Origin of the sequence: Streptomyces sp. NPDC046557 (genome assembly GCF_040645975.1) — a bacterium.
Lineage (GTDB): Bacteria > Actinomycetota > Actinomycetes > Streptomycetales > Streptomycetaceae > Streptomyces.
This window is the reverse complement of record NZ_JBEYZH010000002.1, coordinates 740,735-753,991: the sequence shown is the minus strand read 5'-3', so window position 1 is coordinate 753,991 and position 13,257 is coordinate 740,735. Positions and strand designations below refer to the sequence as shown.

Genomic DNA, 13,257 nt, shown 5'->3' with positions numbered 1-13,257 from the left:
CCCGCCCGGGAACCGGTTCCGGGCACGGTGTGGGCAGGGGCCGAAGCCGCCGGGGCATGGGGCCGCCCCAGGGCACCCGGGGCCGGGGGTCCGCCCGAACTGCGCCCGGTCCGGGCTCGGAGCGCGCCCGGGCCCCCGTGCCACCCTCGGCCGAACCGCGTCCCGGCCCTCGGCCGAACCGCGTCACGGGCCACCGCGTGGCCAGCCGGCAGGCGTCGCGGCTGGGAGACTGGCCGCATGAACTACCGCGTCCCCCAGCCCGTACCGCAGGTCATCCTCGACGACGTGCGGGGTGCCCAGAAGATGCTGTCGGGCGTCTCGCGGGTGACCCCCATGGAGGGCAGCAGGCACCTTTCGGCGCTCACCGGCTCCCCGGTCCACTTCAAGTGCGAGAACCTCCAGCGGACGGGTTCTTTCAAACTGCGCGGAGCGTACGTGCGCATCGCCGGGCTACGCCCCGAGCAGCGCGCCGCCGGCGTCGTCGCGGCCAGCGCCGGCAACCACGCGCAGGGCGTGGCCCTGGCCTCCTCCCTTCTCGGGGTCCGCTCGACGGTGTTCATGCCCGTCGGGGCGCCACTGCCGAAGGTGGCGGCCACCCGGGAGTACGGCGCCGAGGTACGGCTGCACGGTCAGGTCGTCGACGAGACCCTCGCCGCCGCCCAGGAGTACGCGGACCGTACCGGGGCGGTGTTCATCCACCCCTTCGACCACCGCGACATCATCGCCGGCCAGGGCACGGTCGGCCTGGAGATCCTGGAGCAGTGCCCGGAGGTGCGGACCATCCTGGTGGGCGTCGGCGGCGGCGGACTCGCCGCCGGGATCGCGGTCGCGGTGAAGACGCTGCGCCCGGACGTGCGGGTCGTCGGCGTCCAGGCGGCGGGCGCGGCGGCCTATCCGCCCTCGCTCAAGGCCGGGCACCCGGTGTCGATCGAAAGCCCGGTCACCATGGCGGACGGCATCAAGGTCGGCCGCCCCGGCGATGTCCCCTTCCAGATCATCGGGGAGCTGCTCGACGAGGTCCGTACGGTCTCGGAGGACGCCCTCTCCAGCGCCCTGCTGCTGTGCCTGGAACGGGCCAAGATGGTGGTCGAGCCGGCCGGCTGCAGCCCGGTGGCCGCACTGCTCAGCGAGCCGGAACTGTACGGCGGCGGCCCGGTCGTCGCCGTGCTGTCCGGGGGCAACATCGACCCGCTGCTGCTCCAGCGCATCCTGCGCCACGGCATGGCCGCGGCGGGCCGCTACCTGTCCCTGCGGCTGCGCGTCACGGACCGGCCCGGGGCGCTGGCGGGGCTGCTGGGCGTGCTGTCGGTGGTCGACGCGAACGTGCTCGACGTGAGCCACGTACGGACCGACCCGCGGCTCGGCCTCACGGAGGTGGAGGTCGAGCTGCACCTCGAAACCAAGGGGCCGGAACACTGCGCGGAGGTCGCCCGGTCGCTCCACGGCGCGGGCTACACGGTCATCAGCGGCTGAACCGGCCTACCGGGTCATCGGCGGCCCAGCCGCAATCCCTGGCGTGACGCGATATAGCGCGACGACTTGAACCCGCTCCGCCCCGGTCGACCCCGGGCCGTCCGCACCCCGCGCCCGCGCGAAAGATCCCGGGTCGGAGCCCGCGCTCGGGCGTAGCCGACGGCGCGACCGGTCACTCCCGGACACGCGCGAACGCCCGGCCGGATCATCCGGCCGGGCGTTCGCGGGTACCCCGGGTTTTGAAAGGGGGGTGATCAGCCGGTGAACGGCTTGACGTCGAGGATCTTGACGGCCGCCTTCTTGCCGTTCGGCAGCTCGTACTCGGCGTTCTCGCCGATCGTCTTGCCCATCACGCCCATGCCCAGCGGCGACTGCGGGGAGTACGTCTCGAAGTCCGAGGACGCGTACTCGCGCGAGGCCAACAGGAACTCCATGGTGTCGTCCTCGTCGCCGTCGAAGGCGATCTTGACGAGGGTGCCGGGGGCCACCACGCCGTCGGAGGCGGGCGCGGTGCCGACCTTGGCGTTCTCCAGCAGCTGCGTCAGCTGGCGCACGCGCAGTTCCTGCTTGCCCTGCTCCTCCTTGGCCGCGTGGTAGCCGCCGTTCTCCCGGAGGTCACCCTCCTCGCGCGCGGCCGCGATCTTCGCCGCGATCTCCGTGCGGGCAGGACCAGAGAGGTAGTCCAGCTCCGCCTTCAGCTGGTCGTACGCCGCCTGGGTCAGCCAGGTGACGCTCTCGCTCGTCTGGGTCACGGGTGCTCCTCGTCGGTACAGGGGACTACAAAGCCGCCAGCGGCGGACGAAACCACGAGCCTAACAATTCGGGAAGAAAAGGGGGAGGACACCTTCCGTATGAAGTGTGTCATCGCCGGTCACGGAACCCCCCGCGGACCGGCCGGATCAGTGTGCGGAAGCCGCCTGGCAGCCCACCAGCTCCACCATCGTCGCGCGTCCCGTGGTCTTGAGCGAGACGACCTCGTCCACGCGCGTGTCGCGCTGGGCGAAGGTGAAATCGGCCCGGCCGACCTCGCCGTGATCCTTGTCCTGGGAACTGAGGGTGCACACCCCGGTGACGGAGGCGTCCTTGCGGACTTCCAAGTGGACCTTGACCTCGCTCGCGGACACGATCTGGAACGTGATCACCTGGGCGCTGACGCTCTGCCCGGCCACGTAGTCCCAGCCGATCCAGCCGACGACACCCAGGAGACCGACCCCGAGCACCGAGCCGACGATCTTGAGCTTCCGGTCCGCCCGCTCGTCCGCCGAACGGCCGTACCGGCCCTCGGGCAGTCCCTCGCGCACCGTGCTCATCGACCGATCCTTTCGAGAGGGCCCAGCGGGCCGGGGAGCGGCACCGCCGCCGGATCCCACCCCAGGAATTTTCCGTCCCCCGATTCGGTCACTATAGAAGCCTTCGCCCTGACGAATCACAGAGGATCCTGTCTTGACCGAGCAGCTTCGACTGATGGCCGTCCACGCCCACCCCGACGACGAGTCGAGCAAGGGCGCGGCCACCATGGCCAAGTACGTGTCCGAGGGGGTGCCGGTGCTCGTCGTGACCTGCACCGGTGGCGAGCGCGGCTCGATCCTGAACCCCAAGCTCCAGGGTGACAAGTACATCGAGGAGCACATCCACGAGGTCCGCGCGAAGGAGATGGACGAGGCGCGCGAGATCCTCGGCATCGAACAGGAATGGCTCGGCTACGTCGACTCGGGGCTGCCCGAAGGCGACCCCCTGCCGCCGCTGCCCGAGGGCTGCTTCGCACTCGCCGACGTCGACGAGGCCGCCGGCCGTCTGGTGAAGAAGATCCGCGCCTTCCGGCCGCAGGTGATCACCACGTACGACGAGAACGGCGGGTACCCGCACCCCGACCACATCATGACCCACAAGGTCACGATGGTCGCCTTCGACGGCGCGGCCGACACCGAGAAGTTCCCCGAGGCCGAGTTCGGCCCCGCTTACCAGCCGCAGAAGCTCTACTACAACCAGGGCTTCAACAAGCCGCGCACCATCGCCCTGCACGAGGCGCTGCTCGCGCGGGGCCTGGAATCCCCGTACGGGGAGTGGCTGGAGCGGTGGAAGGAGTTCGAGCGCAAGGAGCGGACGCTCACCACGCACGTCCCGTGCGCCGACTTCTTCGAGATCCGTGACAAGGCCCTCATCGCGCACGCCACGCAGATCGACCCCGACGGTGGCTGGTTCCACGTCCCGATGGAGATCCAGAAGGAGGTCTGGCCCACCGAGGAGTACGAGCTGGCGAAGTCGTTCGTGGACACCACCCTCCCCGAGTCCGACCTCTTCGCGGGCATCCGGGAGAATGCGTAGCCATGAGCGCTATGCAGGCAGCAGTCACCCAGCTCCTTCCGCTGGCCGCCGACACCTTCGACAAGAACAAGGTGACGCCCGGGCTCCTGGGCTTCATCGTGTTCGCCGCCCTCGCCCTCGGGGTGTGGGGCCTGATGAAGTCCATGAGCCGGCACATGGGCCGGGTCGACTTCCAGGAGGCGCCCGAGCCGGCCGCCCCCGCCCCCGACACCCGCACCCCGTAGCGGCCCCGCCGCTGCCGTGACCCCCCGCCCGGTGGGGTCACGGCACGGGCCCGGCGGCGGCCCGGGCGCCGGAGGCCACGGCACTGGCCCGGTACCGGCGCGCGGTCACGGCACTGGCCCGGTACCGGCGCGCGGTCACGGCACGCGGACGCCCATGATCTCCCGCGAGTGCGGGTTCGGCACCAGGCCCAGGCGCCAGCCCTGCCAACCCTCCGCCGGGTCCACGCCCCGCCCCAGGATCACCGCGTACGAGTCCAGGCAGTCCGCCAGCCGCCCGTCCCGCAACGGATGCGGGGCCGCCGCCAGCCGGGCCAGTTCCGCCGCGGCCCCCTGCGGGTCGGCCGGCACCGCGTACGGCAGCAGCGTGCAGCGCAGGAAGCGGGCCCAGTCCTCGCCGCGCAGATCCCCGTACGACACGAACAGTCGCGCCGCCTCCTCACACAGCACCAGCGCCTGCGACAGCCGGGCGTTGCCCGCGTCCACCACCGCCAGCTCCAGACACGTCCACCCCTCGCCGTGCGCCAGCCCGATCCGCCGGAAGTCCGCACGCGCGTCCACCAGCAACTGTCGGGCGTAGCCGGAGTTCAGCAGGTTCCCCGTCTGCGCGGCCCGCTGGTCGCGGGTCACCCGGCCCGAGTGGTGCCTGGCGTACGCCAGCCCGTACACGTCCCGCATCCGCGAGAACATCCCCCGGGCCCGCTCCAGCTCCCGCACCGCCGCGTCCCGCTCGCCGCCCTCCTCCAACGCCTGCCCGAGGTAGTACAGCGTCCACGCCTCGCCCCGCGCGTCCTCCGCCAACCGGTGGCGGGCCAGCGCCTCCCGCAGCCGCTCCAACGCCGCATCCGGCTCCCCGGCCACCACCCGGGCCCGGCCGAGCTGGGTCAGCGCCCACGCCTCGCCGCGATCGTCACGCGTGCGCCCGTACAGCTCCAAGGCCAGGCGCAGCTCCGCCTCCGCCCCCTCCACCGCCCCCAGCCGCAGGTACACCTGCCCCAGCTGGAAATGCGCCCACGCCTCGCCGTGCACGCTCTCGCTGTCCCGGTGCAGCGCCAGCGACCGCTCCAACAGGGACAACGCCTCCGCCAGCAGCCCCCGATCGCGCTCCACCGCCGCCAACGCGTGCAGCCCCCACGCCCGGTCGCCCGCAAGGTCGTCCGCCTCCTGCAAGGTCAACGCCTCCCGGAGCCGGGACGCCGCCTCCGGGAGATTGCCCTGGTGGTGCAGCGTGATCCCGAGCGAGACCAACGCCATGGCCGCACCCGCCTCCTGCCGGGCCTCCATGTACTGGTCGACCACCGACGTCAGGGTGCTACGGGCCTTGTCCAGGTCACCGAGCTGACGCGCCGCGATACCCGTACGCCACTGCACCGAGCGCGCCAGCCGACCGCCCGGGCCGGCCCGACCGCCCTCCACGAACCGCGCCAGCTCGTTGATCTCCCCGAGCCGGTAGAGGTCACCACGCAGCAGACAGAAGTCGCACAGCGCCCCCAGCAGGTCCAGGACCGCCTGCTGGTCGACGTCCTCCGAGTGCCGCAGCGCCGCCGTGATGAAGCTCGACTCGTCGTCCAGCCAGCGCAGCGCCGCGTCCAGCGAGGCGAAGCCGTGACCGCCGAAGTGGTGGGCGCGCGTCGACATCTTCCCGTCGACCATCCGGATCACCGAGTCCGCGAGCTGCGCGTAATTGCGGATCAGCCGCTCGTGCGCCGCCGCGGCCCGAGCCCGGTCCTCGTCCGCCACGAGCCGCGCCGCCGCGTACGCGCGCACCGCGTCGTGCATCCGATACCGCTCCCCGCGCACGTGGTCCAGCAGCCCCGCGTCCGCCAGTTCGCGCAGCAACCGCCCGGCCTCCACCGGGTCGGCGTCGATCAGCGCGGCCGCCGCCGACGGGCCGAGTGAGGCACGCCCCGCCAACGTGAGCCGCCGCAGGAGCCGCCGTCGCTCCTCGGGCAGGCTTTCGTAGGCCGAGGCCAACGCCGCTTCGAGCCCGCCTCCGGACGCCTCCGGCAACCGGCCGAGCGGGGCCGACACCCGCAGCGCGAGCGGCAGACCGGCGCCGAGTTCCAGCACGGCCCCTTCCGTCTCCTCGTCGTACGGGACCCCGCCCGCCGCCTCGACCGCGGCCCGGACCAGCTCCGCGGCCTCCGCCCGGCCCAACCGGGTGACCGGCAACTGGTGCACCCACGCCGCGAGGTCCGCCGGCAGCTCCAGCGGGCCGGACGCCGTCACCAGCACCAGGCTCTCCGAACGCTCCGGAACCAGCGTGCGGACCTGCTCCGGGTCCACCGCGTCGTCCAACACCACCGTCACGGGCTGCCCCCGGAGGTGCTGGTGGTACAGCTCGCCCAGCCTGCGCACCTGCTGCTCCGCCGACGCGCCCTCACGGAACAGCAACTGCTCGCGCGGGGCGCCGAGCCGGTTCAGCAGGTGCAGCAGCGCCTCGCGGGTCGGCAGCGGGGCCTGTCCCGCCTCGGCCGCGCCGCCCCGCAGGTCCACCACGCACGCGCCCCGGAACTGGTCCCGCAGCGCGTGCGCCGCCCGCAGCGCCAAGGCCGTGCGGCCCGAACCCGGCTCGCCGTGCAACACCACCACCACCGGCCGGGTCTCGGTACCGGCCCGGGCCGCCCGCACCCACCGCTCGATCCGGGCCAGCTCCTCCCGCCGCCCCGCGAACACCGCCTCCGATCGCGGGAGCTGCCCGAAGGACTGCTCCAGCGCGTTGCGCCGACGGGCCTGCGCACTGCGGTCCGTACCGCGCAGCACGGGCCCGGCCCCACCGGCGGGCTGCTTGGCGAGCCCGACGACACCGGCCGCCCCGCCCGGGCCGCGCGGGCCGGTGCGCACCGCCGCCGCCACCAACCGCTGCTGCTCCAGGAAGGGACGTATCCCGCGCACCTCCAGCACCGACAGCCAGTGGAGCCGCAACTGCTCGGCGCCGCCCGGCCGCCCCAGGACGCCGGCCCGCCGGTTCGCCGCCGGCAGGTGCAGGGCCGTCACCTTGGCCACCGTCGCCGCGGCCCCGGCGACGCCCGCGACCAGGCCCGCGCCGAGGGCGGTACCCGCCGCCACCCCGAAGGCGAGGTCGGCGCCGGCGGCGGCCGCCGCGGCGACCCCGGTCACCAGCAGGGCGGTGGAGGTGTTCGCCCGCCGGAACGCCTCGGCCAGGGACTCCTCCCCGGCCGCCGCCTCGTCCAGCGCCCGTACGTACGCCTCGTACTCCACGGCGGCGGCAGCGGCGATCCGCTCCAGCGCCTCCCGCCCCCGAGCGAGCAGCGCCGCCTTGTCCACCGGCGCCCCCACCGGCGCCCGCCGCGCCTCCTCCTCCACGGCCCGCTCCAACAGTCGCTCGGCCTCACCGCGATGGCTGTCCCGCATCGGCATCCCCTCAGAGAGCTCCGGCAACGAGCCCCAAGTGTCCTGCGGCACCTCCACGAGTGCGAGCAATCTGAGCTAGATCAGAGGGAGTTGACCCCCCACCCCGCCCACACCCGCATATATCCACGGCCCGGCCCGACCGGGTGACGGGACGAACACCGGCCGGGTGACCTCGCGCCGGTGCCCTCGCCCGGAGGGGTCGGTCACGGCTGCGTCGTCGTCGCGACGTACACGGACAACGCACGCAACGCGACCAAGGACGACCGCGAGCGCCCGGCCTTCGAGCACCTGCTCGCGGACCTCCATCGCGGCCACGCCTTCACCGCCGGGCCCCTGCCGGGTGTCGTCGCCGTCGCCGACGACCGGCTCTACCGCAGGCCCGAGGACCTCATCCGCTTCATGGCGGCGCTGACGGCGAACACGGGGCGGGTGTACGTCGACCGGGACGGCCTGCGAGATCCGTACAGCAAGGAAGGAACCCTGGCGGCGGCCGGAGCCCTCGAAGGAGCTTCGGCCGAGGAGCGGATGCGCAGTCGCCGGGTGCGGGACTGGCACTGGTCGCGAGCCATGGACGGAAGGTGATCGTCTCGGTCTTCAGCTGCCTGGTGATCAAGCCGGGCAGGAAGGGGAACCGGATCTGGGACTACGGGCGCGGGGTACCGGTATGGAAATGGGTCGATCATGTACGTGCCGCTGATGTGGTGGCCTGATGGCCCCGTCGCCGGCCGCGGCGCGCCCCGTGAGGCAGGATTGGCCTCATGTCGAACCGCCTCGCGCACGAGACCTCTCCGTACCTCCTCCAGCACGCCGACAACCCCGTCGACTGGTGGCCCTGGTGCCCTGAGGCTTTCACGGAGGCGCGGGAGCGGGGCGTGCCCATCTTGCTGAGCGTGGGCTACAGCTCGTGTCACTGGTGCCATCGATTGAGCAGCGAGAGCTTCGAGGACGAGTCGACGGCCGCCTACATGAACGAGCACTTCGTCAACATCAAGGTCGACCGCGAGGAGCGGCCCGACGTCGACGCCGTCTATATGGAGGCCGTGCAGGCCGCCACCGGGCAAGGGGGATGGCCCATGACGGTGTTCATGACCCCCGACGCCGAGCCGTTCTACTTCGGGACCTACTACCCGCCCGTGCCGCGCCACGGCATCCCCTCTTTCCCGCAGATCCTCGAAGGCGTCCACACCGCCTGGGCCGAGCGCCGTGAGGAGGTGGCCGATGTCGCGCAGCGCGTCGTACGGGACCTCGCCGGCCGCAAGCTCGACTACGGGAGGGCGGGCGCCCCCGGTCCCGAGGAGCTCGCGCAGGCGCTGCTCGCGCTGACCCGCGAGTACGACGCCGCGCGCGGCGGGTTCGGCGGGGCCCCGAAGTTCCCGCCGTCCATGGTGCTGGAGTTCCTGCTGCGCCACCACGCCCGCACCGGCTCCGAGGGCGCCCTTCAGATGGCGGCCGACACCTGCGAGGCCATGGCCCGCGGCGGGATCTACGACCAACTCGGCGGCGGCTTCGCCCGGTACTCCGTGGACCGGGACTGGGTGGTGCCCCACTTCGAGAAGATGCTCTATGACAACGCGCTGCTGTGCCGGGTGTACGCACACCTGTGGCGGGCCACCGGATCGGACCTCGCGCGGCGCGTCGCGCTGGAGACCGCCGACTTCATGGTCCGCGAGCTGCGCACCCGCGAGGGCGGCTTCGCCTCCGCGCTCGACGCCGACAGCGAGGACCCGACGAGCGGCAAGCACGTCGAGGGGGCGTACTACGCCTGGACCCCGGCGCAGCTGACCGAGGTGCTCGGCGAGGACGACGGGCCGCTGGCCGCCGTGTACTTCGGGGTGGGCGACGAGGGGAACTTCGAGCACGGCACCTCCGTACTGAGGCTCCCGCAGGACGGGCCCGCCCTCGACGCGGCGAAGGCGGCCGGGATCAGGGAACGGCTGCTGGCCGCGCGGGAGCGGCGTCCCGCCCCCGGCCGGGACGACAAGGTGGTCGCCGCCTGGAACGGGCTGGCCATCGCGGCGCTCGCCGAGTGCGGGGCGTACTTCGAGCGGCCCGACCTGATCGAGCGGGCCACCGAGGCCGCCGACCTCCTGGTCCGGGTGCACATGGACGGCAAGGCCCGGCTGGCGCGGACCAGCAAGGACGGCCGGGTCGGCGCCAACGCGGGGGTACTGGAGGACTACGGCGACGTCGCCGAGGGGTTCCTGGCGCTGGGCGCCGTCACCGGTGAGGGGGTCTGGCTGGAGTTCGCCGGGTTCCTCCTCGACCTGGTGCTGGACGGGTTCACCGCCGAGGACGGTTCCCTGTACGACACCGCGCACGACGCCGAGGAGCTGATCCGGCGCCCCCAGGACCCCACGGACACGGCCGCGCCCTCCGGTTGGACCGCCGCGGCCGGCGCGCTCCTGTCGTACGCCGCGCACACCGGCTCCGAGGCGCACCGCACGGCGGCCGAGAGGGCGCTGGGGGTGGTGCACGCCCTCGGGCCGCGGGTGCCGCGGTTCATCGGGCACGGGCTGGCGGTGGCCGAGGCGCTGTTGGACGGGCCGCGCGAGGTGGCCGTCGTCGGGCACCCGGACGATCCGGTGACGGCGGCGCTGCACCGGACGGCGCTGCTGGGGACGGCGCCGGGGGCGGTCGTGGCGGTGGGCCTGCCGTTGCGGGAGGACGGCAGCGGCGGCGAGTTCCCGCTCCTGGCCGATCGCACATTGGTCGAGGACCGGCCGACCGCGTACGTCTGCCGGCACTTCGTCTGCTCTCGGCCCACGACGGAACCGGCGGAGCTCGCGGAGCAGTTGGGCGCGGTCACGACCTGACGACTCCGGTCACGACCCGGCGGCCGCGGTCGTGTCCCGAGGGTCCGGTCATGTCCTGAGCGTGCCGCCGGCCGCCCGCGGTCTCGAAGCGGGCGGCCGGCGGGGTGGTCGTCAGTGCTGGTACGCGGCGATGGAGATGCCGACGTAGTGCGCGACGAACGCCGCGAGGGTCAGCGAGTGGAAGACCTCGTGGAACCCGAAGAAGCGGGGGGAAGGGTTGGGGCGCTTCATCCCGTAGATGACGCCCCCGGCGCTGTAGAGCAGCCCGCCGGCGATGACGAGGGCCAGTACGGCGATGCCGCCGGTCCGCAGGAAGTCGGGGAGGAAGAAGACGGCCGCCCAACCCATCGCTATGTAGCAGGGCGTGTAGAGCCAGCGCGGCGCGCCGACCCAGAAGACGCGGAAGGCGATACCGGCCGCGGCGGCGATCCATACCGCCCACAGGAGCGTCCGTCCGGTGGAGTCGGGGAGGAGGAGCACCGTCAGCGGGGTATACGTCCCTGCGATGATCAGGAAAATGTTGGCGTGATCGAGCCGCCTCAGCACGGCCTCGCCCCGCGGCCCCCAGGTGCCGCGGTGGTAGACGGCGCTCACCCCGAAGAGCATGCAGGCCGTCAGCACATAGACACCGCAGGCCACTCGGGCCCTGGTCGAGTCGGTGAAGGCCATCAGGGCGAGGCCGGCGACGACCACTGCGGGGAACATCCCGGTGTGCAGCCAGCCCCGCATGAGCGGCTTGAGCTCCTCGGGGCCCTCGGGGGCCGTTTCGGCCACGGCGACGACGTCAGAAGTCATACCGCACATGCTACCTACGGGTCCGTAGGTTTCCGTTAGTGCGCTTTACGGAAGATTGACACGAGTGGCGATGCTCACGTGAGAAGCCCTCTGGACATATGCGCATACGCACCGGATGATCAGATGAGTGCGGTCGGCACCGGATGAGCGGAGCGCGAAGCGTCCGGGTCGCAGCCCCCACGGGGCATACACCAAACAAACCCCTCAACAAGGAGCAATCGTGGCGCGCGACAACGCGGCTCCCACCACTTCCGTCCCGACGAACCACACGGAGCTCATTTCCTGGGTCGATGAGATCGCGGCCCTCACCGAGCCGGACCAGGTCGTCTGGTGCGACGGTTCCGAGGCCGAGTACGAGCGCCTGTGCGAGGAGCTCGTCTCCAAGGGCACGTTCAAGAAGCTCGACCCGGCCAAGCGCCCGAACTCGTACTACGCCGCCTCCGACCCCTCCGACGTCGCGCGCGTCGAGGACCGGACCTTCATCTGCTCCGAGAAGGAGGAGGACGCGGGCCCGACCAACCACTGGAAGGCCCCTTCCGAGATGAAGGAGCTGTTCGCGGGGGAGAATGGGGGCACCTCCCAGGCCGAAGGCTCTGGGGGAATCTTCCGCGGCTCCATGAAGGGCCGCACGATGTACGTCGTGCCCTTCTGCATGGGTCCCCTCGGCTCCGACCTCTCCGCGATCGGCGTCGAGATCACCGACTCCGCCTACGTCGCGGTCGCCATGCGCACCATGACCCGCATGGGCAAGGCCGTCCTCGACGAGCTCGGCACCGACGGCTTCTTCGTCAAGGCCGTCCACACCCTCGGCGCTCCGCTCGCCGAGGGTGAGGCCGACGTCCCGTGGCCGTGCAACACCACCAAGTACATCTCGCACTTCCCGGAGACCCGCGAGATCTGGTCCTTCGGCTCCGGCTACGGCGGCAACGCCCTGCTCGGCAAGAAGTGCTACGCGCTGCGCATCGCGTCCGTCATGGCCCGCGACGAGGGCTGGCTCGCCGAGCACATGCTGATCCTCAAGCTCACCCCGCCGCAGGGTGAGGCGAAGTATGTCGCCGCCGCGTTCCCGTCCGCCTGTGGCAAGACCAACCTCGCCATGCTGGAGCCCACGATCCCCGGCTGGACGGTCGAGACCATCGGCGACGACATCGCCTGGATGCGGTTCGGCGAGGACGGCCGCCTCTACGCGATCAACCCCGAGGCCGGTTTCTTCGGCGTCGCGCCCGGCACCGGCGAACACACCAACGCCAACGCCATGAAGACGATGTACGCGAACACCGTCTTCACCAACGTCGCGCTCACCGATGACGGCGACGTCTGGTGGGAGGGCATGACGGAGGAGACTCCCGCCCACCTGATCGACTGGAAGGGCAACGACTGGACCCCCGAGTCCGGTACCCCGGCCGCCCACCCCAACGCCCGCTTCGCCGTCCCGGCCTCGCAGTGCCCGACGATCGCCCCCGAGTGGGAGGACCCCAAGGGCGTCCCGATCTCCGCGATCCTCTTCGGTGGCCGCCGCGCCTCCGCCGTGCCGCTGGTCACCGAGTCCTTCGACTGGAACCACGGCGTCTTCATCGGCTCGAACATCGCCTCCGAGAAGACCGCCGCCGCCGAAGGCAAGGTCGGCGAGCTGCGCCGCGACCCCTTCGCCATGCTGCCGTTCTGCGGTTACAACATGGGCGACTACATGGGCCACTGGATCGATGTCGCCAAGGACAAGGACCAGGCCAAGCTCCCGAAGATCTACTACGTGAACTGGTTCCGCAAGAACGACGCGGGCAAGTTCGTGTGGCCGGGCTTCGGCGAGAACAGCCGCGTCCTCAAGTGGGTCGTCGAGCGCCTCGACGGCAAGGCCGAGGGCGTCGAGACCCCCATCGGCATCCTGCCGACCGTGGACTCCCTCGACACCGAGGGCCTCGATCTGCCGGGCGAGGACCTGGAGTTCCTGCTGACGGTCGACAAGGAGGTCTGGCGCGACGAGGCCGCCCTGGTCCCCGAGCACCTGAACACCTACGGCGACCACACGCCGAAGGAGCTGTGGGACCAGTACCGCGCGCTTGTCGAGCGTCTGGGCTGAGCCGGCCCGTCCCGGCCTGATCGACCGGCCCCCGGTCCTCCAGGCAGGTCGTACGCGTCCGCCGACGGCGGGCCTCCGCTTCCCGGAGGCCCGCCGTGACGCGTTCCGGGGCGGGTGAAGTCGGCCGGCCCGCAGGTGAGTTGCCCCACCTGGGGCGCTGGTTCGAGTGAACGTCGGG

10 protein-coding genes are annotated in these 13,257 nt (G+C 72.1%); 6 read left to right on the top strand and 4 right to left on the bottom strand.

Annotation, left to right across the window (positions count from 1 at the left end; genetic code table 11):
* Nucleotides 1–237: 237 nt before the first annotated feature.
* The gene (gene ilvA, locus ABZ934_RS08665) at nt 238–1,473 is read left to right on the top strand and encodes a threonine ammonia-lyase (protein WP_361310155.1); all 1,236 of its coding nucleotides are present in this window, start codon (nt 238–240) and stop codon (nt 1,471–1,473) included.
* Between the two features lie 254 nt (nt 1,474–1,727).
* Here the strand turns inward: ilvA and greA are convergent, their stop codons facing one another.
* Entirely contained in the window at nt 1,728–2,225 is a 498-nt protein-coding gene (greA, locus tag ABZ934_RS08660; protein WP_361310152.1) for a transcription elongation factor GreA, read from the bottom strand.
* 147 nt (nt 2,226–2,372) lie between these two features.
* Entirely contained in the window at nt 2,373–2,783 is a 411-nt protein-coding gene (locus tag ABZ934_RS08655) for a DUF4307 domain-containing protein (RefSeq protein WP_361310150.1), read from the bottom strand.
* Nucleotides 2,784–2,916: 133 nt separating this feature from the next.
* On the opposite strand from ABZ934_RS08655, the gene mca reads away from it, so the two are divergent.
* Complete coding sequence (gene mca, locus ABZ934_RS08650) at nt 2,917–3,798, top strand: mycothiol conjugate amidase Mca (protein ID WP_361310148.1); 882 nt, start codon at nt 2,917–2,919, stop codon at nt 3,796–3,798.
* Nucleotides 3,799–3,800: 2 nt separating this feature from the next.
* A complete protein-coding gene (locus ABZ934_RS08645; RefSeq protein ID WP_361310146.1) occupies nt 3,801–4,022 on the top strand; it encodes a hypothetical protein in 222 nt (73 codons plus the stop codon).
* A 135-nt stretch (nt 4,023–4,157) separates the two neighbouring features.
* Here the strand turns inward: ABZ934_RS08645 and ABZ934_RS08640 are convergent, their stop codons facing one another.
* Complete coding sequence (locus ABZ934_RS08640) at nt 4,158–7,394, bottom strand: tetratricopeptide repeat protein (RefSeq protein ID WP_361310144.1); 3,237 nt, start codon at nt 7,392–7,394, stop codon at nt 4,158–4,160.
* Between the two features lie 180 nt (nt 7,395–7,574).
* Between ABZ934_RS08640 and ABZ934_RS08635 the strand changes: the two genes are divergently transcribed.
* Complete coding sequence (locus ABZ934_RS08635; RefSeq protein WP_361310142.1) at nt 7,575–7,976, top strand: recombinase family protein; 402 nt, start codon at nt 7,575–7,577, stop codon at nt 7,974–7,976.
* Between the two features lie 176 nt (nt 7,977–8,152).
* Complete coding sequence (locus ABZ934_RS08630; RefSeq protein WP_361310140.1) at nt 8,153–10,207, top strand: thioredoxin domain-containing protein; 2,055 nt, start codon at nt 8,153–8,155, stop codon at nt 10,205–10,207.
* 111 nt (nt 10,208–10,318) lie between these two features.
* Here the strand turns inward: ABZ934_RS08630 and ABZ934_RS08625 are convergent, their stop codons facing one another.
* Nucleotides 10,319–11,002: a hemolysin III family protein gene (locus ABZ934_RS08625; protein ID WP_361310138.1), complete on the bottom strand. Its 684-nt coding sequence runs from the start codon at nt 11,000–11,002 to the stop codon at nt 10,319–10,321.
* Between the two features lie 220 nt (nt 11,003–11,222).
* Here ABZ934_RS08625 and ABZ934_RS08620 point away from each other — a divergent pair, with 220 nt between their 5' ends.
* On the top strand, nt 11,223–13,079 hold the full coding sequence (locus ABZ934_RS08620) for a phosphoenolpyruvate carboxykinase (GTP) (RefSeq protein WP_361310135.1): 1,857 nt from the start codon (nt 11,223–11,225) through the stop codon (nt 13,077–13,079).
* Nucleotides 13,080–13,257: the final 178 nt, after the last annotated feature.

Coding starts and splice junctions, on each gene's coding strand:
- ilvA (WP_361310155.1), top strand. CDS start 238: ATGAACTACCGCGTCCCCCAGCCCGTACCGCAGGTCATCCTCGACGAC.
- ABZ934_RS08655 (WP_361310150.1), bottom strand. CDS start 2,783: ATGAGCACGGTGCGCGAGGGACTGCCCGAGGGCCGGTACGGCCGTTCG.
- ABZ934_RS08645 (WP_361310146.1), top strand. CDS start 3,801: ATGAGCGCTATGCAGGCAGCAGTCACCCAGCTCCTTCCGCTGGCCGCC.
- ABZ934_RS08640 (WP_361310144.1), bottom strand. CDS start 7,394: ATGCGGGACAGCCATCGCGGTGAGGCCGAGCGACTGTTGGAGCGGGCC.
- ABZ934_RS08630 (WP_361310140.1), top strand. CDS start 8,153: ATGTCGAACCGCCTCGCGCACGAGACCTCTCCGTACCTCCTCCAGCAC.
- ABZ934_RS08625 (WP_361310138.1), bottom strand. CDS start 11,002: ATGACTTCTGACGTCGTCGCCGTGGCCGAAACGGCCCCCGAGGGCCCC.